Here is a 19,983-nt window from a genome sequence, read left to right on the forward strand (position 1 = left end):
GCGCACCGCTGCAGGAACGGCGCAATGGTAAACGCAATCGAGAATCGTTCGCAATAGCGAAAGTCGAAACGCGATGATGGGTCGGCGCTTGGCGAGCGTTTGTCGAACGGCGAACCTTGGCGCCGACTCAGCGGTCGTCGCGGGTCCAGACCTTGTCGTCTTCGACCTTGACCGGGAAATTCACCACCGGCTCGTAAGCAGGCGCACACAGGGCGCTGCCGTCGCGTACATCGAACTTCGCGCCGTGGAGAACGCATTCCACGGTCGCCGTCTCGCCATCGAAACGGCCGGCCGAGAGCTCGAAGTCTTCATGCGAGCACTTGTCTTCAAATGCGTAGAACGTGCCATCAAAGTTGACCACCATGATCGGCGTGTCGCCGTCCCAGGCGACGGTGGATTCGCCGGGAAGCAGCTCGGCGGTGCTGCAGACCAGGGTCCATTCACTCATTGCCGGGCGCCTCCGTGTTGGGCGCAGCGCGAAGGCGCTTCTCCAGGATTTCGAAACGCAGGTCCGCGCGGCGGGGAAGGCCAAAGCGCTCGTCGCCGTAGGGAAACGGCTTGTAGATACCGGTGCGCCGGTAGCCGCGACGCTCATAGAAGCCGATCAGTTCCTCGCGCACGTCGATCACGCTCATGCGCATCAGCGGCAGCTGCCATTCGTCGCGGACGAGGCGCTCTGCCGCTTCGATCACGGCCTTGCCGACACCGCTGCCCTGCAACTGCGGCCGAACCGCGAACATGCCGAACTGTGCGGCTTCAGAGGGGTTGTCATCATCGGGAGCGATATACGCGCAGGCGACGATACCGGTCGGGTCGGTGGCGACGTCGCCCTGCCTCTCGGCCACCAGCAGCATGCTGTCGCTGCGGGCCAGGCAGGCCTGAAGGTCGGCGACGTCGGTGCGCTGGCCGTCCAGCAGGTCAGCCTCGGTGGTCCAACCGGTGCGACTGGATTCGCCGCGGTAGGCCGACTGGACCAGCGCCAGCAACCGGTCGAGGTCGGCAGCCGTCGCCGCGCGGAAGTGCAGGGCGGCTGTGCTCATGCCAGCAGGTTTCTCACCTTGCCCAGCGCGGCAACGAAGACGTCGATCTCCTCGAAGGTGTTGTAGAACGCAAACGATGCCCGGCAGGTGGCCGGAACGCCGAAGTGGTGCATCAGCGGGTGCGCGCAGTGGTGTCCCGAGCGCACGGCGACGCCTTCCAGGTCCAGCAATGTGGCCAGATCGTGGGCGTGGGCGCCTTCGACCAGGAAGCTGATCACCGCGGCCTTCTCGCGTGCCTTGCCGAAGATCCGGACGCCCGGCACTTTTTCCAGCGCGGCGGTGGCGTAATCGAGCAGTGCCTGTTCGCGTGCCGCGATGTTGTCCATCCCGATCGAATCCAGGTAATCCACCGCGGCGCCGAGTCCGACGAAGCCGGCGATATTGGGGGTGCCCGCCTCGAACTTGTGTGGCGCATCGTTGAACACGGTGCCCTCGAAGCTGACCTCGCGGATCATCTCGCCGCCGCCGAGGAAGGGCGGCATGGCCTTCAGGTGCTCGGGGCGCGCCCACAGCACGCCGGTGCCGGTTGGGCCGGCCATCTTGTGGCCGGTGAGGGCGTAGAAGTCGCAACCCAGCGCAGCGACGTCAAGCGCCAGATGCGGCGCGGCCTGGGAGCCGTCCACGAGCGTCGTGATGCCGCGCTTGCGCGCCTGCCTGCAGATCTCGCGCACCGGGTTGACCGTCCCGAGCACGTTGGAGACGTGGGTGAAGGCGAGCAGCTTCACCTCGGGTGTCAGCAGCGAATACAGATGCTCCAGGTCCAGGTCACCGCGCTCGTCCAGGTTGGCGACCTTGAGCACGGCGCCGGTGCGCTCGGCGACCAACTGCCACGGCACGATGTTGGCGTGGTGCTCCATCCGCGTCAGCACGATGGCATCGCCCGGTTGCAGCCGCGGCAAGGCCCAGCTGTAGGCGACCAGGTTGATCGCGAAGGTGGTCCCGCTGCACAGCACCAGCTCGTCGCTGCGCACGTTGAGGAAGCGGGCCAGCTTGCGGCGGGCCCCCTCGTAGGCTTCGGTGGCCTCCGAGCCGAGCGCATGCACCGCCCGGCTGACGTTGGCGTTGTGGTGGCGGTAGAAGTCGTCGACCGCCTCGATCACCGCCGCCGGCTTCTGGCCGGTGTTGGCCGAATCCAGGTACACCAGCGGCTTGCCGTGGACCTGGCGGGTCAGCAGCGGGAAGTCGGCGCGGATCCTCGCCCAGTCGACCGCACCCGAACCGGCTGCATGCGTCGTGGGTGGCTGTGGCGCCGTGCCTGAGGCCGCGGCGGTCATGCCGGAATGGACCGTTCGAGCGCGTGGTCGAGTCGGGCCAGCGCCGCATCGCGCATGCCGGTGTCCTCCAGCACGGACAGGGTTTCGCGGCAGAACGCGGCGGTCAGGATCTGCCGCGCCTGCTCGGACGGCAGGCCCCTGCTGCGCAGGTAGAACATCGCGGTTGGGTCCAGCTGGCCCACCGTGGCGCCATGGGCGGCCTGGACCTCGTCGGCGTGGATGACCAGCACCGGTTGGGTGTCGATCTCCGCGCCCTCGCTGAGTAGCAGGTTCTTGTTGGACAGCATGGCATCGCTACCATCCGCGCCCTGGCGGATCTGGATTCCGCCGTGGAAGACCACGCGCGAGCGCCCCGAGCCGATGCCGCGCCAGACCAGTTCGCATGTGCTGTCGCGGCCTGCATGATCAATTCCCAGACGGGTGTCCAGATGGCGCTTGCCGTCGGCCTGCAACACGCCGTTGGCGTGAACGTGCGAGCGCTGGCCCAGCAGCACCACGTTGAGCTCGTGGCGCGACAGGCCGGCACCCAGTTCCAGGTCGATGCGGCGGTACTCGGCGTCCTCGCCCACGACGGCATCGGTGCGGTGGATCAGGGTCGCGCCGGCCGACTCGTCCTGGAGGCGCGCGTGCGACAGGTGGGCACCCTTGCCCAGTTGGACCTGCAGGATTGAGTTGGCGAAGTGGCGATGCTCGCCGGCCATCAGCTGGTGCTCGACCACGTTCAGGCGCGCGCCCTCGCCAAGCTCGATCAGGTGACGCAGGTGCCAGGCCTGGTCGCTGTCATCGCCGGTGCCGACGAAGACCAGATGAACCGCCTGGGCTGGCTGCTCGTTGGCCTCCACCCGCAGGACCACGCCCTCGGCGGCGAGCGCCGCATTGAGCCGGGCGAACACTTCGTCGCTGCGATCGTAGCTGCGCTGCATGAAGCCTGCGGCGTCGGCTTCACCTTCGTCAAGCACCTCGGACAGACGCTGCAGGGTGACACCCGCGGGCAGCCCTGCGATGTCGGAGCCGGCCTCGTGGTAGCGACCGTTGACGAACACGATGCGCGGCGAGGGGATCGCCTCAAGCAGCGCAGGATCGATCGCGGGAGCCACGTCGACAGACTCGAACGTCCGCCGCTCAAGCGCGCGCAGTGGCGTGTACTTCCACGCCTCCACACGGGCGTGCGGCAGACCATCACGCATCGCGGCGTCGAGCGCCGCACGTCGCGCCCCGCCGAGGCCGGCGGCGTCGCGCGACGGCAGGGTGTCGAAAGGGGCCGCCAGCGAATCCAGCAATGCGCTCATCAGGCCACCGCCTCCGGTGCGTCGTCAGGGGCGATGCGTCCCTTGATCCACTCGTAACCGTGCTCTTCCAGCTGCAGCGCCAGTTCCGGCCCGCCGGATTCCACGATCCGGCCGTTGGCCAGCACGTGCACCACGTCGGGCTTGATGTAGTCCAGCAGCCGCTGGTAGTGGGTGATCACCAGGAACATCCGGTCCGGCGAGCGCAGCGCGTTGACGCCTTCGGCCACCGTCTTCAGGGCGTCGATGTCGAGGCCCGAATCGGTCTCGTCGAGGATCGCCAGCTTCGGCTCCAGCAGCGCCAGCTGGAAGATCTCGTTGCGCTTCTTCTCGCCGCCGGAGAAGCCCTCGTTGACGCCGCGATGCAGCAGTTCGTCCTTCAGGTGCAGCACGGCGAGCTTCTCGCGCACCAGTTTGAGGAACTGCATCGAGTCGATTTCGGTCTCCCCACGCGCCTTGCGCTGGGCATTCAAGGCCGTGCGCAGGAAGTAGGTGTTGTTCACGCCCGGGATCTCGACCGGGTACTGGAACGCCAGGAACACGCCCAGTGCGGCACGCTCCTCGGGCTCCATGATCAGCAGGTCCTGCCCCATGAAGGTCACCGAGCCGGCGGTGATGTCATAGCCGTCGCGGCCGGCGATGACGTTGCCCAGCGTGGACTTGCCCGAGCCGTTGGGGCCCATGATCGCGTGCACCTTGCCCGGCTGCAGCTCCAGGTCCAGGCCCTTGAGGATTTCCTTGTCGCCGATGGAGACGTGGAGGTTTTCAATTTTCAGCATGATGGTTTTCTCGTGTCCCGCAGCGCGGGAAAAAATGTCGGGTCCGGCAGGGGTTGCCGTCGCAGGCGGTGTCGGAATCAGCCGACTGCGCCTTCCAGGCTCACTTCCAGCAAGGCCTTCGCCTCCACCGCGAACTCCATCGGCAACTCGCGGAAGACCTGCTTGCAGAAGCCGTCGACGATCATCGACACCGCGTCTTCCTCGCCGATACCGCGCGCGCGGCAGTAATACATCTGGTCGTCGCTGATCTTGGAGGTGGTTGCCTCGTGCTCGACGGTCGCGGTGGGGTTGCGCACCTCGATATACGGGAAGGTGTGCGCGCCGCATTTCTTGCCGATCAACAGCGAGTCGCACTGGGTGTAGTTGCGCGCACCTTCGGCGCTGGAGGTCATCTTGACCAGGCCGCGGTAGGTGTTCTGGCCGCGGCCGGCGCTGATGCCCTTGCTGATGATCGTCGACTTGGTGCGCTTGCCGATGTGGATCATCTTGGTGCCGGTATCGGCCTGCTGGCGGTGGTGGGTCAGGGCGACGGAGTGGAACTCGCCGGTGGAGTCATCGCCGATCAGCACGCACGACGGGTACTTCCAGGTGATCGCCGAGCCGGTCTCGACCTGGGTCCAGTGGATCCGGCTGCGCGCGCCGCGGCACTCGCCGCGCTTGGTCACGAAGTTGTAGATGCCACCAACGCCGTTCTCGTCGCCCGGGTACCAGTTCTGCACGGTGGAGTACTTGATGTCGGACTCCTCCAGCGCGACCAGCTCGACCACCGCCGCGTGCAGTTGGTTCTCGTCGCGCATCGGCGCGGTGCAGCCTTCCAGATAGGAGACCTTGCCCCGGTCCTCGCAGATGATCAGCGTGCGCTCGAACTGGCCGGTATGGCCGGCGTTGATGCGGAAGTAGGTGCTCAGCTCCATCGGGCACTTAACGCCGGCCGGGATGAACACGAAGCTGCCATCGGAGAAGACCGCCGAATTCAGCGCGGCAAAGTAGTTGTCGCCCGGCGGAACCACGCTGCCGATGTACTTGCGCACCAGCTCGGGGTGGTTCTGGATCGCCTCCGACATCGAGCAGAAGATGATGCCCTTCTCGGTCAGCTCCTTGTGCACCGTGGTGCCCACCGAGACGGAGTCGAACACCACGTCGACCGCCACGCCAGCCAGCTTGGCGCGCTCGTGCAGCGGAATGCCGAGCTTGTCATAGGTATCGATCAGTTCCTGCGGCACCTCGTCCAGCGACTTGTACTTGGGGCCCTTGGGCGCGGAGTAGTAGCTCAACGCCTGCAGGTCGATCGGCGCGATGTCGAGCTTGGCCCAGTCGGGCATCGGCATCGTCAGCCAGTGGCGGTAGGCTTCCAGGCGCCACTGTGTCATCCACTCGGGCTCTTCCTTGATCGCGGAAAGCTGGCGGATGATGTCCTCGTTCAGGCCCGGCGGCAGGCTGGTCGTCTCGATGTCGGTGATGAAACCGGCTTCGTAGGTCCGTCCAAGCTGCGCGTGGATCTCGCGGTTGGTGTCCTCGCCCGGCGGTCGCGCCGGTGCGGTCGGAGTGTCGATTGTCTGGGTGGCCATTGGCTGCCTGTCCTGTGTTCAGATACGGGTGTGTCGAATTCGGGGTTCAGAGGTTGGCCAGTCGCACGTCAATGCGCCTGGGACCGGGAGCCGCGACACTGGCGGGACGCGGTGGAACCAGCATCTGCGCCAAGCTGACCGAGCGCAGCGCGTCGGCGACCACATCGTTGATGTGGCGCCAATTTGCACGTACGTGGCAGGAGTCCTGGATGCCGCAGTTGCCTTCGTGGATGCTGCACTCGGTCATCGCGAGCGGGCCTTCCATCGCCTCGACGATTTCGACCAGGCTGATGGATTCCGGCGCGCGGGTCAGGCGATAGCCGCCATTGGCGCCGCGGAAGCCTTCCACCAATCCCGCCTGGGCCAACGGCTTGAGGAGTTTGCTGACGGTCGGGGTCTCCAGTCCGGCACGCTCCGCCAGCTCCGGCGCACTGAGCACCAGCGACGGATTCGCCGCGAGCACGGTCAGCACCACGGTCGCGTAATCGGTGAGTTTGGTGACCCGCAACATGGGTTCTCCTTAATCAGTACCGTTATTGTACGGATTGTTGATCGGGCTTCCAAGCGCATTGACGATGGCGGCGTTCGGACGCCCGAATCCGCACCAGCCTTCCACCGGGCGTCGTTCCAGCTATGGCGTGCAGGGGCAGCTGGGCCACAATACGCAACTGTCTCCCGCTGGAAGCCTTGCATGCCGCGCAAGATCATCGCCCGCCATTCCGCCATCCACGGCACTGGGGTGTTCGCCGTCGCACCGATCGCCAAGGGCGAGCGGATCGTGGAATACACCGGTACGCGCCGCACCCACGCAGACGTCGATGCCGGCGACAGCGGCGATGCGTCGTCCGGGCACACGTTCTTTTTCACCCTCAACGACGAGTACGTGATCGACGGCAACTTCAAGGGCGGGGTGGCGCGCTGGATCAACCACAGCTGCGAACCCAACTGCGAGGCGCTGCTGGTCGAGCACGAAGGCGATGACCGCAGCCTGGATCGCGTGTTCATCGAGGCGATCAGCGACATCGAGCCGGGCGACGAACTGGTCTACAACTACGGCATCACCCTGGCCGAGGCGCATACGCCCAGGATGAAGCGGATATGGGCCTGCTACTGCGGCGCCGATACCTGCACCGGGACGATCCTGCAGCCCAAGTCCAAGCCGCGCGGCAAGCGCAAAAGCTGACGGCCCAGCGGCGGTGCAATTGGACATAGGTGCACCCCACCGGCACGCGTGAGGCGGGCGCTGACTGGTTAAGATCGACGGTCCCTATGCACTGTTCCAGGAGTCCGGCATGAGTTCGATCCAAGGCAAGGTCGCCGTTGTTACCGGCGCGGCCAGCGGCATCGGCAAGGAAATCGCTTTTGATCTTTCCCGTGCCGGGGCCCGGGTTGCGATTGCGGACATCAACCTGGACGGCGCGAGTGCGGTGGCCGAGGAAATCCGGGGTGCCGGCGGCGATGCGATGGGCATCGCGATGGACGTCACCGACGAAGCTGCGGTCAATGCCGGCGTCGAGGCGGCAGTGGCCGCGCTGGGTCCGATCGACATCCTGGTATCCAATGCGGGCATCCAGATCGTGAATCCGATCGAGAGCTACGCGTTTGCCGACTGGAAGAAGATGCTCGCCATCCACCTGGATGGCGCCTTCCTGACCACCAGGGCGGTGCTGCCGCACATGTACCGCGACGACGGCCAGGGCGGAAGCCGCGGTGGCGTGGTGATCTACATGGGCTCGGTGCATTCCCATGAGGCGTCGAAGTTGAAGGCGCCCTACGTCACCGCCAAGCACGGGCTGCTGGGACTGGCGCGCGTGCTGGCCAAGGAGGGCGGCAGCCGAGGGGTGCGCAGCCACGTCGTCTGCCCGGGATTTGTGCGTACGCCGCTGGTGGACAAGCAGATTCCCGAGCAGGCAAAAGAGCTCGGTATCAGCGAGGAGGAGGTCGTCAAGAAGGTCATGCTGGGACAGACCGTCGATGGCATCTTCACTACGGTCGAGGATGTGGCGCAGACGGTGCGCTTCCTGGCCGAGTTCCCCAGCGCGGCGCTGACGGGGCAGAGCGTCGTGGTCAGCCACGGCTGGTACATGCAGTAACAGGACGAACTTGGTCTGCACCTGCCTGCGGCGGCTATGACACAAGCGGCAGGGTGAATTCACTCGTCCAGGCCTGCGGGGTCATCACGGAAAAGAGCCCGAGCCGCCGGCAGCGTTTCGCCAGCACGAGGAGGTCGTGATCGCGGCTGAGCAACCAGCGCGCACCCGCGTCCCGGGCCAGTTCGAGAAACTTCTGGTCGTCGGGATCGCTGCAGCGTGGCAGCGGCGGATCTGCCGTCAGTGATCTGGCAGCCGCGGGAGCAGCGGCGACATCCGCAACCAGGGCGTCAAACGAATCGATCAATTCCGCCTGGCGCCGCGGATCCAGACGCAGTGAGGGGTAGGCGAGTACGCGCCGCCACTCCGCGCGCGTGTCGGCGTTGACCACCGCGATGAGCCTTCCCGATAGCAGTGCCTGCGCCAAGGTGGCGACACCCGGATCGTCGAACAGCAGCAGGTCGAGGCAGACGTTTGTGTCCAGAACGATCCGTTCTGCGCCGCACAATCGGCCCATTGGGACATCCGGCCTGTTCAAGCCAACGCGCGAACCGAACTACTGCGAGACATCCAGCACCACCACGCCGTTGTCGATCCGCGCCGCACCGATGCGGCGCGCCACCAGTCGCTGGACCAGTTCGTGGTCCAGCCGGTAGATCGGCTCTTCGATCGCGAATGCGGCCAGCCACCCATTGATGAGTTCCCGCGAAGCGTCATTCAACGAGCCACCGGCACTGTCGATGGTTTCAATCACTGGATCCTGGAGGTGAAGGCCAAGGGTCTGGGGGTCGAAGCGCAGGCCACTGGTGATCAGGATGCGTCCAAGCTGACGGGGCTCGGCGCGCGCACCAGTCACCGCGCTCGCGTTCAGGCTAAGGCGAAGCCGGTTGCTGTCGTAGGGGATGGAAAGTCCCGGCTTCTCCAGCCGCAAGGTGGCAAGACCCGCCAGTTTGTCGAACTCCCGCGGAAAGTTCCGGTCCAGCGAACGCTGCAGTTGCGGCTGGGTGAACGTTACCTGGCTGCTGAGCATGGAGCCGAAGGTGTTGAGTGTGGAGCAGCCTGCAATCACGATCGCGGCCAAGGCAAGGGACATGACGACAACGGCTGTACGCATGGAAGCTCCTGCAACGATTACCGGACCGTCAGCCAGTCGTTGATGACCTGCCGGGTCGCCGGTGACGGGATCGCCGGCTTGCTGATCCTAGCGCCTGGCGGGGATGGTTGCGTGTATGGATCCACGACTGGTGCTACCAGTCGATCATGCCGCTGACGATCGGGCAGACCCTGCCTCCCGACCAGATCTCGCCGTCCTCGTCGACCCGCAGGTTCAGCCGGGCGTCGAATCCCACCTCGCGGCCCTGACTGGCCACGTAGCGGCCGTTGCGGCCGGGCAGGGCATCGTTCTCGCGCAGCCAGGCGGCGAGGACCGCATTGGCCGCCCCGGATGCGGCGTCCTCGAACGGGGTGCCGGCACCGACGAAAGCACGCACCGCCAGGTCGTGGTCAGCACCGTCGGAGCGCGCGAATGCCAGCAGCCCCATCGAATCGGTGCTTGCCGCCAGTTGCGCGATGGCCGTCCAGTCCGGATTCGCCGAGCGCAGCGCGTCTTCACCCGTCAGCTCCGCTACCCACCAGCGACGCCCGCCGTCCATCAACGCAGGCGGCAACCCGCCCACTGGCAGGCCACGCAAGGCGGGAGCCAGCTTGGTGTCGTCAGCACGCCCGACCTCAGCCACCCGCGCGGTTGGCGTGCGGACAGCGATCGAGCGTTGGCCGTCGTGGTCGTCCACCTGCAGCGGCAACAGGCCCGTCATGCCTTCCTGCACGATGCGGCCGTCAGTCAACCCGGCCATCCCCGCCTGCAGCACCGCATACGCCGTGCCGATGCTGGGGTGACCCGCGAAGGGGACCTCGCGGTCGGGGGCGAACATGCGGATGCGGTAATCCGCGCCGGCGCTGACGGGCGCGAACACGAAGGTCGTCTCCGGGCGGTCCGACCAGCGGGCGATCGCCTGCATCGTTGCTGCATCCAGGCCGTCGGTGTCGAGCACCACGGCCAGTGGATTGCCGGCGCCCGGCCGGTCGGCGAACACATCCAGTTGCAGATAGCGGCGCTGGGTCATCGTTGCTGGCGTCCTTTGTTGAACAAGTGCTGGATTGCACGGCCTTGGCTGGGCGCGGCCGGGCAGTGGAGTCTAGTGGGTATGCCGCGGTCCCGGTTTCTTTGCAGCCGCGGTTACGCCGCGCGCGGCAGAGGCGATAGGATGCACATCGTTGTTTTTTCCCTTTCCGGTCGTCGGCTGGAACCAGGAGATCGGATTGATGGCTGCAAGGCAGAAGTGGCTGGTGCTGAAGTTCGGTGGAACCTCGGTATCCAGGCGTGACCGTTGGGACACGATCGGGCGCATGGCGGTGGAACGCGGCGCGGCCGAAGGCGCGCGCGTGCTGGTTGTCGTGTCCGCCATGTCCGGGGTCACCAACGAGTTGCAGGCCATCTGCGACGGCGACGATGCGGTGGCGCGGGTGGCCGCGCTGGCCCATCGCCATCGCGTCTTCTGCGAGGAACTGGGGCTGGATCCGGAACAGGCGCTCGGTCCGCGCCTGGCGGAGCTGGAAGGTCTGCTGCAGGATCCCCGCGCCGCCGGGCGCGCCCTCGCCTGGCAGGCAGAAGTCCTGGCGCAGGGAGAACTGCTGTCGTCGAGCATCGGCGCCGCCTACCTGTGCAGCCAGGGCCTGGATTTTGGCTGGTGCGATGCGCGCGACTGGCTGCAGGCCGGGCACGTGCCCAATCGCACCGAATCGGCATTGCGGCTCTCGGTGCATCCGCGGCGCGAGATCGAGCCCGGCTTCAACGATCGCTTCACGCAGAACCCCCGCGCGTTCGTGCTGACCCAGGGCTTCATCGCCCGCCACGACGACGGCGGCACGGCGGTGTTCGGTCGCGGTGGCTCGGACACCTCGGCGGCCTGTTTTGGTGCGCTGCTGGGCGCGGTGCGCGTGGAGATCTGGACCGACGTGCCCGGCATGTTCAGTGCCAATCCGCGCGAGGTGCCTGATGCGCGCCTGCTTACCCGCCTGGACTACGCCGAAGCGCAGGAGATCGCGACGACCGGCGCCAAGGTCCTGCATCCGCGCTCGATCGGACCATGCCGGCGGGCGGGCGTGCCGATGATGATCCTGGACACCTCGCGCCCCGAGCTTCCGGGCACGCGGATTGACGCCACGGCCGCCGCCATCCCCGGCGTCAAAGCGATCAGTCGCCGCGACGGCGTGGTGCTGGTGTCGATGGAGAGCATCGGCATGTGGCAGCAGGTCGGCTTCCTGGCCGACATCTTCGAGCTGTTCAAACGCCACGGCCTGTCGGTCGACCTGATCGGCTCCTCGGAGACGAACGTCACCATATCGCTGGACCCGGCCGACAATCTGGTGACCAGCAATGTGCTGGAAGCACTGGCCACCGACCTGGCGAAAGTGTGCCGGGTCAAGGTGATCGCCCCGTGCACCGGCATCACCCTGGTGGGGAGGGGCATGCGCTCGCTCCTGCACCGCCTGTCCGACGTCTGGGCGACCTTCGGACGCGAGCGCGTGCATTTGATATCGCAGTCTTCCAACGACCTCAACCTGACCTTCGTGATCGACGAGGCGGACGCCGACGGCCTGCTGCCGTTGCTGCACGCCGAATTGATCGCCAGTGGAGCAATGCCCGTGATGGATTCCGACGTGTTTGGCCCGAGCTGGCGTGAGATCGAGTACGGCCGCCCGCAGCGGCGGGAGCCCTGGTGGATAGGGCAGCGGGAGGACCTGCTGGCCCGCGCGAAAGCAGGCACGCCGCGCTATGTCTACCACCTGGCGACGGTTCGGGAGCGGGCCCGCGACATGCTGGCGACGGACGCCGTCGACCGGTGTTTCTTCGCCATCAAGGCGAACCCGCATCCGGCCATCCTGCGCACCGTGACCGACGAGGGCCTCGGTCTGGAATGCGTGTCGCTGGGTGAGCTGGAGCACGTGTTCGCGACCCTGCCGGAACTGCCCGCCTCCCGTGTGCTGTTCACGCCCAGCTTTGCGCCCCGGCGCGAATACGAGGCGGCGCTGGCGCGGGGCGTAACCGTCACCCTGGACAACATCGAGGCGTTGCAGCGCTGGCCGGAGGTCTTCCGCGGCCGCACGATCTGGCTGCGGCTGGACCTGGGTCGGGGCGACGGGCACCACGAGAAGGTCCGCACCGGCGGCGCCGCGGCCAAGTTCGGCCTGCCGCTGGCCCGCTTCGACGCCTTCCTGGCCCATGCGCACGCGCTGGATATCCGCATAAGCGGCCTGCACGCCCACCTGGGCAGCGGGATCGAGGACCCGCGTCATTGGCGCGAGGTGTACGCGCACCTGGCCGGGCTGGCCGACACGGCCGGCGACGTGGACACCATCGACATCGGCGGAGGCATGCCGATTCCGTATACCCCCGACGCCCAGGATTTCGACCTAGCGGTCTGGCGCGCCGGCCTGGATGAGATCAAGGCAGCGTTTCCGCGCTACACGCTGGTGGTGGAGCCGGGACGTTACCTGGTCGCCGAAGCCGGCGTGCTGCTGCTCTCGGTCACCCAGGTGGTCGAGAAGGACGGCGTGCACCGCATCGGCTGCGATGGCGGCATGAACGTGATGATGCGTCCGGCGTTGTACGACGCCTGGCACGGCATCCACAACATCAGCCGGCCCGGCGACACGTCGACGACCGCGTTCGAGATTGTCGGCCCGATCTGCGAAACCGGCGACGTGCTCGGCCGCAAGCGACTGCTGTCCAGCGCCACGGCCGAGGATGACGTCATCCTGGTCGCCGATACCGGCGCCTACGGCATGACGATGGCCAACACCTACAATCTGCGCGCCCTGCCGGCAGAGGACATCATCGAATGAGCAACTGGACGTTCCAGCGCGATGCGATCGACGCATTCCGATTCGTGCGCTGTGACTTTGACCCGATCACCGGCACAGCGAGGCTGGTGTACGCCTTCGATGACGGTCCGGAACTGGTGGAGACGGTCACCGTCCCCGGTGCCCCGTTCGAACTGGATGACGCGCGCGCCGCGGCGGTGGAACGGGCGCTCCGGCTGCTGCACCTCGTGGCGGGCGTGAGCTACTACAAGGCCGCCACCCCGTCGAAGATCCTGATCGACTCGTATGCGATCGATGCAGCCACCGCCGGGTTGATGGAGACCATCTACCTCAACGGGCTGGGCGAGTTCGCCTACCGCAACGGGCTCGATCTACACGACCGGATCCGTTTTCCGTCCGACGCCGCAGATGCAGCGCCGGCGGAAAGAGCAGGTCTGCGCGGGCATGCGCTGGTGGCTATCGGCGGCGGCAAGGACTCGCTGGTCAGCATCGAGGCCTTGCGCGCGCTCGGAATCAGACAGACGGTGACCTGGATCGGTGGTTCACAGCTGATCAAGGCCTGCGCCGAGCGCACCGGCCTGCCGACGCTGAATATCGGCCGCGCGCTGGCGCCGCAGTTGTTTGATTTCAACCGCCAGGGGGCCTGGAACGGCCATATCCCGGTCACCGCGGTGAACTCGGCGATCCTGGTGCTGGCGGCGCTGCTGCGCGGCGTCGACCAGGTGGTGTTCTCCAACGAGCGCTCGGCCAGCTACGGAAGCCTGATCCGCAGCGAGGACGGCCAGACCACGACCGAGGTCAACCATCAATGGTCCAAGGGCTGGGCGTTCGAGTCCGCGTTTGGCGACTACGTCGCCCGGCACGTCGCCGCCGACCTGAGTTACTACTCGCTGCTGCGTCCGCTGAGCGAGTTGGCGGTGGCCCGGCAGTTTGCGCGGATCGACCATTACGACGCGTGGTTTTCCAGTTGCAACCGCAACTTCCACATCCTCGGCGAGCGCCCGGTCAACCGCTGGTGCGGGGTCTGTCCCAAGTGTCATTTCGTGTTCCTCGCGCTGGCGCCCTTCATGCCCAAGGCACGGCTGGTGGGCATCTTCGGCCGCAACCTGCTGGATGATCCGGCGCAGACGGCAGGTTATGACTCGTTGCTGGAGTACCACGACCACAAGCCGTTTGAATGCGTCGGCGAGGGCATCGAGTCGCGTGCCGCGATGGCGGCGCTGGTGGATCGCGCGGAGTGGCGCGAGGACGCGCTGGTAAAGCGCTTCGCCGAGGAGATCCGGCCGCGGCTGGAACCGACGGACCTCGGCATCGAGCCGTTGCTGGTGCTCGATGCTGAGCACCGCATTCCGGCGCCTTTGTGGGAACGTCTGCGTGCGCATCTCGCAGCTTGAAGGTCGGCGCGTCGCGCTGTGGGGCTGGGGGCGGGAGGGAAAGGCCGCGTGGCGTGCGGTGCGCTCCCGGTTGCCGACCCTGCCACTGACCCTGTTTTGCATGCGCGACGAAGTGGCGGCTGCCCGCGGTTGCGGTGACATCCTCCTGAATGTCGAGGTCGAAGCGTCCGCAGACCGGCTGGCGGCGTTCGACGTCGTCATAAAGTCCCCCGGCATCAGCCCCTACGGGGCAGAAGCGGCCGCGGCAGCCGCGCGCGGCACGCGGTTCATCGGCGGCACCGGCCTGTGGTTTGCCGAGCACGGCGACGCGGCAGGCATGGCCCGCAACACGGTGTGCATCACCGGGACCAAGGGCAAGAGCACCACGACGGCCTTGCTCGCCCATCTGCTGCGCGCCGCAGGCCGCCGGACCGCGCTCGCCGGGAATATCGGCCTGCCGCTGCTGGAGCTTCTGGACGTGACGCCTGCCGAGTCCCCCGCGAGCTGGGTCATCGAGTTGTCCAGCTACCAGACGGCCGACGTCGCAGCCAGCGGCGTGCGCCCGGATATCGCGGTGGTGCTGAACGTGTTTCCGGAGCACCTGGACTGGCATGGCAGCGAAGCCCGGTACGTGGCGGACAAGCTTCAGCTGGTCACCGCGGCCCGGCCCCGTGTTGCCGTGTTGAACGCGGCCGACCCGCGGCTTGCGGCCCTGGATCTGCCCGACAGCGAGATCCGCTGGTTCGGCGACGAATCCGGCTGGCATCTCCGCGGCGAGATCCTCTTCGACCGCGACACACGGGTGATGGACAGCTCCTCGCTACCGCTACCGGGACGGCACAATCGCGGCAACCTCTGTGCAGCCCTGACCGTGCTGGATGCGATGGGCCTGGATGCGGCGGCTCTGGCGACAAGCGCAAAAGACTTCATTCCGCTGCCGCACCGCCTGCAGACGCTTGGTACCCGCGACGGCCTCAGCTGGGTCAACGACTCCATCAGCACCACGCCCTACGCAAGCCTGGCGGCATTGGAATGCTTCGCCGAGAGGCGCGTCGCGATCCTGCTGGGTGGTCACGACCGCGGCGTGGACTGGTCGGAGTTCGCCAAAGCGCTCACCGGACATGCGCCGCAGGTGGTGGTCACGATGGGAGCCAATGGCCCGCGCATCCATGCGCTGCTGGCCCCGCTGGCCGCCGATGGCGAATTTGTCCTGCTGCAAGCCGAGGGCCTGGCGGATGCCGTCGGCAAGGCGCGGGCGGTGCTCGATGGTGATGGCGTGCTACTGCTCTCGCCTGGCGCGCCTAGTTTCGGTCCGTATCGCGACTACGTTGCGCGCGGCCGGCATTTCGCCGAGCTGGGCGGATTCGATCCGCAGGCGATCAGCGCAATCAACGGATTGGGAATCGCCTGAGCCTCAGGCGCGAGGCGAACGGAAATTCAGTGGTCGCGGTTGACCGCGTAGTCCGCCAACCCGCGCAGCGCCCCCAGATGGGCGTTGTCGTCCAGCCCTTCCAGCGCAGCCACGGCGCGGGCCGCATAGTCGCGCGCCAGCTGGCGGCTGTAGTCCAGCCCGCCGGTGGCGTTTATCGCGGCCAGCACGGCCGGCAGGGCGCCGGTGTCGCCGTCCTGGATCGCCGCGCGCAGCGTCGCCGCGGTGTCCGGATCGCTATGGCGGATGGCGTGGATCAGCGGCAGCGTCGCCTTGCCTTCGGCGAGGTCGTCGCCCAGGTTCTTGCCCAGGGTTTCCGCATCCGATGCGTAATCCAGGACATCGTCGGCAATCTGGAAGGCGAAGCCGAGGTTCAGGCCGTAATCGTGCAGCTTGTTCTGGGTTGCCTCGTCGGCGCCGGCCAGCAGTGCGCCCAGGCGCGTCGCCGCGGCAAACAGCACCGCGGTCTTGCGCTCGATGACCCGGATGTAGGCCGCCTCGTCGGTGTCGGGGTTGCGCACGTGCAGCAGTTGCAGCACTTCGCCCTCCGCGATCCGGTTGGTGGTGTCGGCCAGAATCGTCTGCACCTGCATCGACTCCAGCTCGACCATCAGCTGGAAACTGCGCGAATACAGGAAGTCGCCGACCAGGACGCTCGCCGCATTGCCCCAGACCGCGTTGGCCGTTCTGCGGCCGCGGCGCAGGTCGGACTCGTCGACGACGTCGTCGTGGAGCAGCGTGGAGGTGTGGATGAATTCCACCACCGCCGCCAGCTGGTGAGCATCCGGCCCGCGGTGGTCCAGCGCCCCGGCTGCCAGCAGGAGCAACATCGGCCGCAGGCGCTTGCCGCCCGCGTTGATGATGTACTCGGAGACCTGGTTGATCAGCACGACGTCGGACGCCAGGCGACGCCGGATCAAGGCATCGACGGCCGTCATGTCGTCGCTGGCCAGCGCCTGGATCTCATCAAGGCCGGGAGTCGCGCGTTGGGGGACGGAAGCGTGCATGGATGACCAGAATGCGGGGGACCGGGGATTATAGGCGTTCGCGGCGGACGTAAATCCGAGGGCAGCGTAGGGCGTGTCCTGACCGTGCCCGCCCGGTGGGCCGGTATACTTGCATGCCCGTCGCCGCCGGCGACCTCATAGGACCGCATTCATGGCACGTGGCATCAACAAGGTGATCCTGGTCGGCAATCTCGGCAACGATCCCGACATGAAATACACGCAGGGCGGCATGGCTATCTGCACCCTGTCGCTGGCAACCACCAGCGTGCGCAAGGACAAGGACGGCCAGCAGATCGAGAAGACCGAATGGCACCGCGTGAAGCTGTTCGGCAAGCTTGGCGAGATCGCCGGCGAGTACCTGAAAAAGGGCCGCCAGGTCTATATCGAAGGCTCGATCCGCTACGACAAGTTCACCGGCCAGGACGGCGTGGAGAAGTACTTCACCGACATCGTCGCCGATGAGATGCAGATGCTGGGCGGCGGCGGTGGCGGCGCCGAGGGCGGTGGCCGTGATTTTGACCGCGAGGAGCGGACCTCGCGCCCCGCACCCCGCCAGGCGGCCGCGCCGCGTCGTGAAGCCACTCCCGCGAAGTCCAACGACTTCGGCGATGATTTCGCGGACGACGATATCCCGTTCTAGCAGGCATCCGCGTTTTATCCGATGCATCGGATCGAGGACGCTAGTAGGATGCGACCGCGATATCGCCGCGCTGCGGTCGATCGATAGGCCTTTCGAACTTGGAGCGTTGCATGCCGACGTGGTTGGTGACCGGCGGGGCCGGTTTTATTGGCGGAAATTTCGTCCTTGATGCAGTAGAGCGCGGGATCAAGGTGGTCAACCTTGACGCCCTGACCTACGCGGGCAACCTGGACACCCTGTCATCGCTGGATGGCAATCCGTCGCACGTGTTCGTCCACGGCGACATAGGCGACGCCGCGCTCGTGGCTCGGCTGTTGCGCGAGCACCAGCCCGACGCGGTAGTCAATTTCGCCGCCGAAAGCCATGTGGATCGCTCCATCGATGGCCCCGCCGAGTTCGTCCAGACCAACGTGGTGGGCACGCTCAGCCTGCTGGAGCAGGTCCGCGATTACTGGAAGTCGCTGGACGGCGCGCGCGCGGCGGATTTCCGCTTCCTGCACGTCTCCACCGACGAGGTCTACGGCACCCTGGGCGATACCGGGAAGTTCACCGAAACCACGCCGTATGCGCCCAACTCGCCGTACTCCGCGTCCAAGGCCGCGTCCGACCATCTGGTACGGGCGTTTCACCATACCTATGGCCTGCCGGTGCTCACCACCAACTGCTCCAACAACTACGGGCCTTACCAGTTCCCGGAGAAGCTCATTCCGCTGATCATCGCCAAGGCGCTGGCCGGTGAGCCGCTGCCGATCTACGGGGATGGCCTCAACGTGCGCGACTGGCTGTTCGTGTCCGACCACTGCGCGGCGATCCGACGTGTACTGGAGGCAGGTCGGGTGGGCGAGGTCTACAACGTCGGCGGTGAGGCGGAACGCACCAACATTGTCGTGGTGCAGACAATCTGCCGGCTGCTCGACCAGCGACGACCGCTGGCCGACGGTCGCAAGCGCGAATCGCTGATCACCTACGTCCAGGACCGCCCCGGGCACGACCGCCGGTATGCGATCGATGCCAGCAAACTGCACGGTCAGCTGGGCTGGGAACCGGCGGTGACCTTCGATGAAGGCATGGCCCGGACCATCGACTGGTATCTGGAAAATGCGCCCTGGGTGCAACGGGTGATGGACGGCAGCTACCGGCTCGAGCGCATCGGTGGCGTCGCATGATGGCGGCATCCGGACGCAAGGGCATCATCCTCGCCGGTGGCTCGGGCACGCGCCTGTATCCCGTGACCCAGGCGATCAGCAAGCAGCTGCTGCCGATCTTCGACAAGCCGATGATCTACTACCCGCTCAGCGTGTTGATGCTGGCCGGGATCCGCGAGGTGCTGATCATCAACACCCCCCACGAGCAGGCCCTCTTCCGGAACCTGCTCGGTGACGGTTCGCAGTGGGGGATGAAGATCGAGTACGCGGTGCAACCCAGTCCTGACGGACTAGCGCAGGCGTTCCTGATCGGGCGCGATTTCCTGGCCGGACAACCCAGCTGCCTGGTGCTGGGCGACAACATCTTCCACGGTCCGGGCCTCACCGCGATGTTGAAGCGCGCCGACGCGCGCCCGCACGGCGCCACGGTGTTCGGCTATTGGGTCCGCGATCCGGAGCGCTACGGGATTGCCGAGTTCGATGCCGACGGCAAGGTCGTCGGTCTGGAGGAGAAGCCCGAGCAGCCGCGCTCGAACTATGCCGTTACCGGCCTGTATTTCTACGACGGTCGCGCCAGCGATTACGCCGCGCAGATAAAGCCCTCGGCGCGCGGTGAACTCGAAATCACCGACCTCAACAAGCGCTATCTTGATGAGGATGCATTGCACATGGAGCGTCTGGGCCGTGGCTATGCCTGGCTGGACACCGGCACCCACCAGTCCCTGCTGGAGGCGTCGAACTACGTGGAAACCATCGAGGCCAGGCAGGGCCTGCGGGTCTGCTGTCCCGAGGAGATCTCCCTCCACAACGGCTGGATCGACAACGACCAGCTGCGCGCGCTTGCCCAGCCGCTGGTGAAGAACGGCTATGGCGAATACCTCCTGTCGCTGATTGATCGCGGGTACGTGGAATGAAGGTGATTCAGACCGAACTTCCGGGGTGCATGGTTTTCGAGCCGCGGGTATTCAGCGACGACAGGGGATTCTTCTTCGAGACGTTCAATCACGACAAACTCATCGAGCACGGATTGCAGCCTTCATTCGTGCAGGGCAACACCTCCCTGTCACGTAAGGGCGTTCTGCGGGGTCTGCATTACCAGTGGCCGAACCCGCAGGGCAAGTACGTGTCGGTGGTGGAGGGCGAGGTCTGGGACGTCGCCGTCGACATCCGCCGCGGCTCACCCCACTTCGGTCGTTGGACAGCAGTCGTCCTGAGCGGCGACAACAAGCGCCACTTCTGGATCCCGGAAGGCTTCGCCCACGGGTTCGTGACCCTGAGCGAGCAGGCGGTATTCACCTATCTTTGCACTGCCACATACGATCCCGACGCGGATGCAAGCCTGCGCTGGGACGACCCACGGCTGGCAATCGATTGGCCGGTCGCCTCGCCGGTGCTGTCGCCAAAGGACGCCGGTGCGCCGCTGCTGGAAGACGTCGCCGACGACCGCCTGCCGGTTTTCGGGGGCTGA

20 protein-coding genes are annotated in these 19,983 nt (G+C 66.4%); 9 read left to right on the plus strand and 11 right to left on the minus strand.

Annotation, left to right across the window (positions count from 1 at the left end):
- Positions 1 to 127: 127 nt before the first annotated feature.
- The 7 genes from INQ43_RS04395 to INQ43_RS04425 form a co-directional block, all read right to left on the minus strand.
- The gene (locus tag INQ43_RS04395) at positions 128 to 448 is read right to left on the minus strand and encodes a non-heme iron oxygenase ferredoxin subunit (RefSeq protein ID WP_194037217.1); all 321 of its coding nucleotides are present in this window, start codon (positions 446 to 448) and stop codon (positions 128 to 130) included.
- Entirely contained in the window at positions 441 to 1,040 is a 600-nt protein-coding gene (locus INQ43_RS04400; protein ID WP_194037218.1) for a GNAT family N-acetyltransferase, read from the minus strand. Before INQ43_RS04400 ends, INQ43_RS04395 begins: the two co-directional genes overlap by 8 nt.
- Positions 1,037 to 2,314: a cysteine desulfurase gene (locus INQ43_RS04405; RefSeq protein WP_194037219.1), complete on the minus strand. Its 1,278-nt coding sequence runs from the start codon at positions 2,312 to 2,314 to the stop codon at positions 1,037 to 1,039. Before INQ43_RS04405 ends, INQ43_RS04400 begins: the two co-directional genes overlap by 4 nt.
- Entirely contained in the window at positions 2,311 to 3,603 is a 1,293-nt protein-coding gene (gene sufD / locus INQ43_RS04410; RefSeq protein WP_194037220.1) for a Fe-S cluster assembly protein SufD, read from the minus strand. The genes INQ43_RS04405 and sufD overlap by 4 nt, the downstream gene beginning before the upstream one ends.
- The gene (gene sufC, locus INQ43_RS04415) at positions 3,603 to 4,379 is read right to left on the minus strand and encodes a Fe-S cluster assembly ATPase SufC (protein WP_194037221.1); all 777 of its coding nucleotides are present in this window, start codon (positions 4,377 to 4,379) and stop codon (positions 3,603 to 3,605) included. The genes sufD and sufC overlap by 1 nt, the downstream gene beginning before the upstream one ends.
- A 77-nt stretch (positions 4,380 to 4,456) precedes the next feature.
- Positions 4,457 to 5,947, minus strand: coding sequence for a Fe-S cluster assembly protein SufB (sufB, locus tag INQ43_RS04420; protein WP_194037222.1), 1,491 nt, complete (start codon positions 5,945 to 5,947; stop codon positions 4,457 to 4,459).
- A 46-nt stretch (positions 5,948 to 5,993) separates the two neighbouring features.
- A complete protein-coding gene (locus tag INQ43_RS04425) occupies positions 5,994 to 6,458 on the minus strand; it encodes an SUF system Fe-S cluster assembly regulator (protein WP_194037223.1) in 465 nt (154 codons plus the stop codon).
- 180 nt (positions 6,459 to 6,638) lie between these two features.
- Between INQ43_RS04425 and INQ43_RS04430 the strand changes: the two genes are divergently transcribed.
- Together INQ43_RS04430 and INQ43_RS04435 are read left to right on the plus strand one after the other, a co-directional pair.
- Positions 6,639 to 7,130, plus strand: a complete 492-nt coding sequence (locus INQ43_RS04430; protein ID WP_194035272.1) for an SET domain-containing protein-lysine N-methyltransferase — start codon at positions 6,639 to 6,641, stop codon at positions 7,128 to 7,130.
- 109 nt (positions 7,131 to 7,239) lie between these two features.
- Entirely contained in the window at positions 7,240 to 8,040 is an 801-nt protein-coding gene (locus INQ43_RS04435) for a 3-hydroxybutyrate dehydrogenase (RefSeq protein WP_194035273.1), read from the plus strand.
- Between the two features lie 34 nt (positions 8,041 to 8,074).
- Here INQ43_RS04435 and INQ43_RS04440 read toward each other — a convergent pair whose 3' ends face one another.
- From INQ43_RS04440 to INQ43_RS04450, 3 genes are all read right to left on the minus strand, one after another.
- Entirely contained in the window at positions 8,075 to 8,545 is a 471-nt protein-coding gene (locus INQ43_RS04440) for a putative toxin-antitoxin system toxin component, PIN family (protein WP_228062618.1), read from the minus strand.
- A 48-nt stretch (positions 8,546 to 8,593) separates the two neighbouring features.
- Complete coding sequence (locus INQ43_RS04445; RefSeq protein WP_194035274.1) at positions 8,594 to 9,151, minus strand: DUF1439 domain-containing protein; 558 nt, start codon at positions 9,149 to 9,151, stop codon at positions 8,594 to 8,596.
- 133 nt (positions 9,152 to 9,284) lie between these two features.
- Positions 9,285 to 10,160 carry a PhzF family phenazine biosynthesis protein gene (locus INQ43_RS04450; RefSeq protein WP_194037224.1) on the minus strand — a complete coding sequence of 292 codons (876 nt, stop codon included), beginning with the start codon at positions 10,158 to 10,160 and terminating at the stop codon, positions 9,285 to 9,287.
- A 199-nt stretch (positions 10,161 to 10,359) separates the two neighbouring features.
- Between INQ43_RS04450 and INQ43_RS04455 the strand changes: the two genes are divergently transcribed.
- The 3 genes from INQ43_RS04455 to murD are packed head-to-tail and all read left to right on the plus strand — an operon-like array spanning position 10,360 to position 15,705.
- The gene (locus tag INQ43_RS04455) at positions 10,360 to 12,942 is read left to right on the plus strand and encodes a bifunctional aspartate kinase/diaminopimelate decarboxylase (protein WP_194037225.1); all 2,583 of its coding nucleotides are present in this window, start codon (positions 10,360 to 10,362) and stop codon (positions 12,940 to 12,942) included.
- Complete coding sequence (murL, locus tag INQ43_RS04460; protein ID WP_194037226.1) at positions 12,939 to 14,315, plus strand: UDP-N-acetyl-alpha-D-muramoyl-L-alanyl-L-glutamate epimerase; 1,377 nt, start codon at positions 12,939 to 12,941, stop codon at positions 14,313 to 14,315. Before INQ43_RS04455 ends, murL begins: the two co-directional genes overlap by 4 nt.
- Positions 14,296 to 15,705, plus strand: a complete 1,410-nt coding sequence (gene murD / locus INQ43_RS04465) for a UDP-N-acetylmuramoyl-L-alanine--D-glutamate ligase (RefSeq protein WP_194037227.1) — start codon at positions 14,296 to 14,298, stop codon at positions 15,703 to 15,705. The genes murL and murD overlap by 20 nt, the downstream gene beginning before the upstream one ends.
- Positions 15,706 to 15,731: 26 nt before the next feature.
- Here the strand turns inward: murD and INQ43_RS04470 are convergent, their stop codons facing one another.
- Positions 15,732 to 16,730: a polyprenyl synthetase family protein gene (locus INQ43_RS04470; protein ID WP_194037228.1), complete on the minus strand. Its 999-nt coding sequence runs from the start codon at positions 16,728 to 16,730 to the stop codon at positions 15,732 to 15,734.
- A gap of 151 nt (positions 16,731 to 16,881) precedes the next feature.
- Between INQ43_RS04470 and ssb the strand changes: the two genes are divergently transcribed.
- From ssb to rfbC, 4 genes are all read left to right on the plus strand, one after another.
- Positions 16,882 to 17,370, plus strand: a complete 489-nt coding sequence (gene ssb / locus INQ43_RS04475) for a single-stranded DNA-binding protein (RefSeq protein WP_194037229.1) — start codon at positions 16,882 to 16,884, stop codon at positions 17,368 to 17,370.
- A gap of 110 nt (positions 17,371 to 17,480) precedes the next feature.
- Positions 17,481 to 18,536 (plus strand): dTDP-glucose 4,6-dehydratase, encoded by a 1,056-nt coding sequence (gene rfbB / locus INQ43_RS04480; protein WP_194037230.1) that lies wholly within the window; start codon positions 17,481 to 17,483, stop codon positions 18,534 to 18,536.
- Positions 18,536 to 19,429 (plus strand): glucose-1-phosphate thymidylyltransferase RfbA, encoded by an 894-nt coding sequence (rfbA, locus tag INQ43_RS04485; protein ID WP_194037231.1) that lies wholly within the window; start codon positions 18,536 to 18,538, stop codon positions 19,427 to 19,429. The genes rfbB and rfbA overlap by 1 nt, the downstream gene beginning before the upstream one ends.
- Positions 19,426 to 19,983, plus strand: a complete 558-nt coding sequence (gene rfbC, locus INQ43_RS04490) for a dTDP-4-dehydrorhamnose 3,5-epimerase (RefSeq protein WP_194037232.1) — start codon at positions 19,426 to 19,428, stop codon at positions 19,981 to 19,983. The genes rfbA and rfbC overlap by 4 nt, the downstream gene beginning before the upstream one ends.

Source organism: Lysobacter sp. H23M47, from assembly GCF_015209765.1.
Classification (GTDB): Bacteria; Pseudomonadota; Gammaproteobacteria; order Xanthomonadales; family Xanthomonadaceae; genus Novilysobacter; species Novilysobacter avium.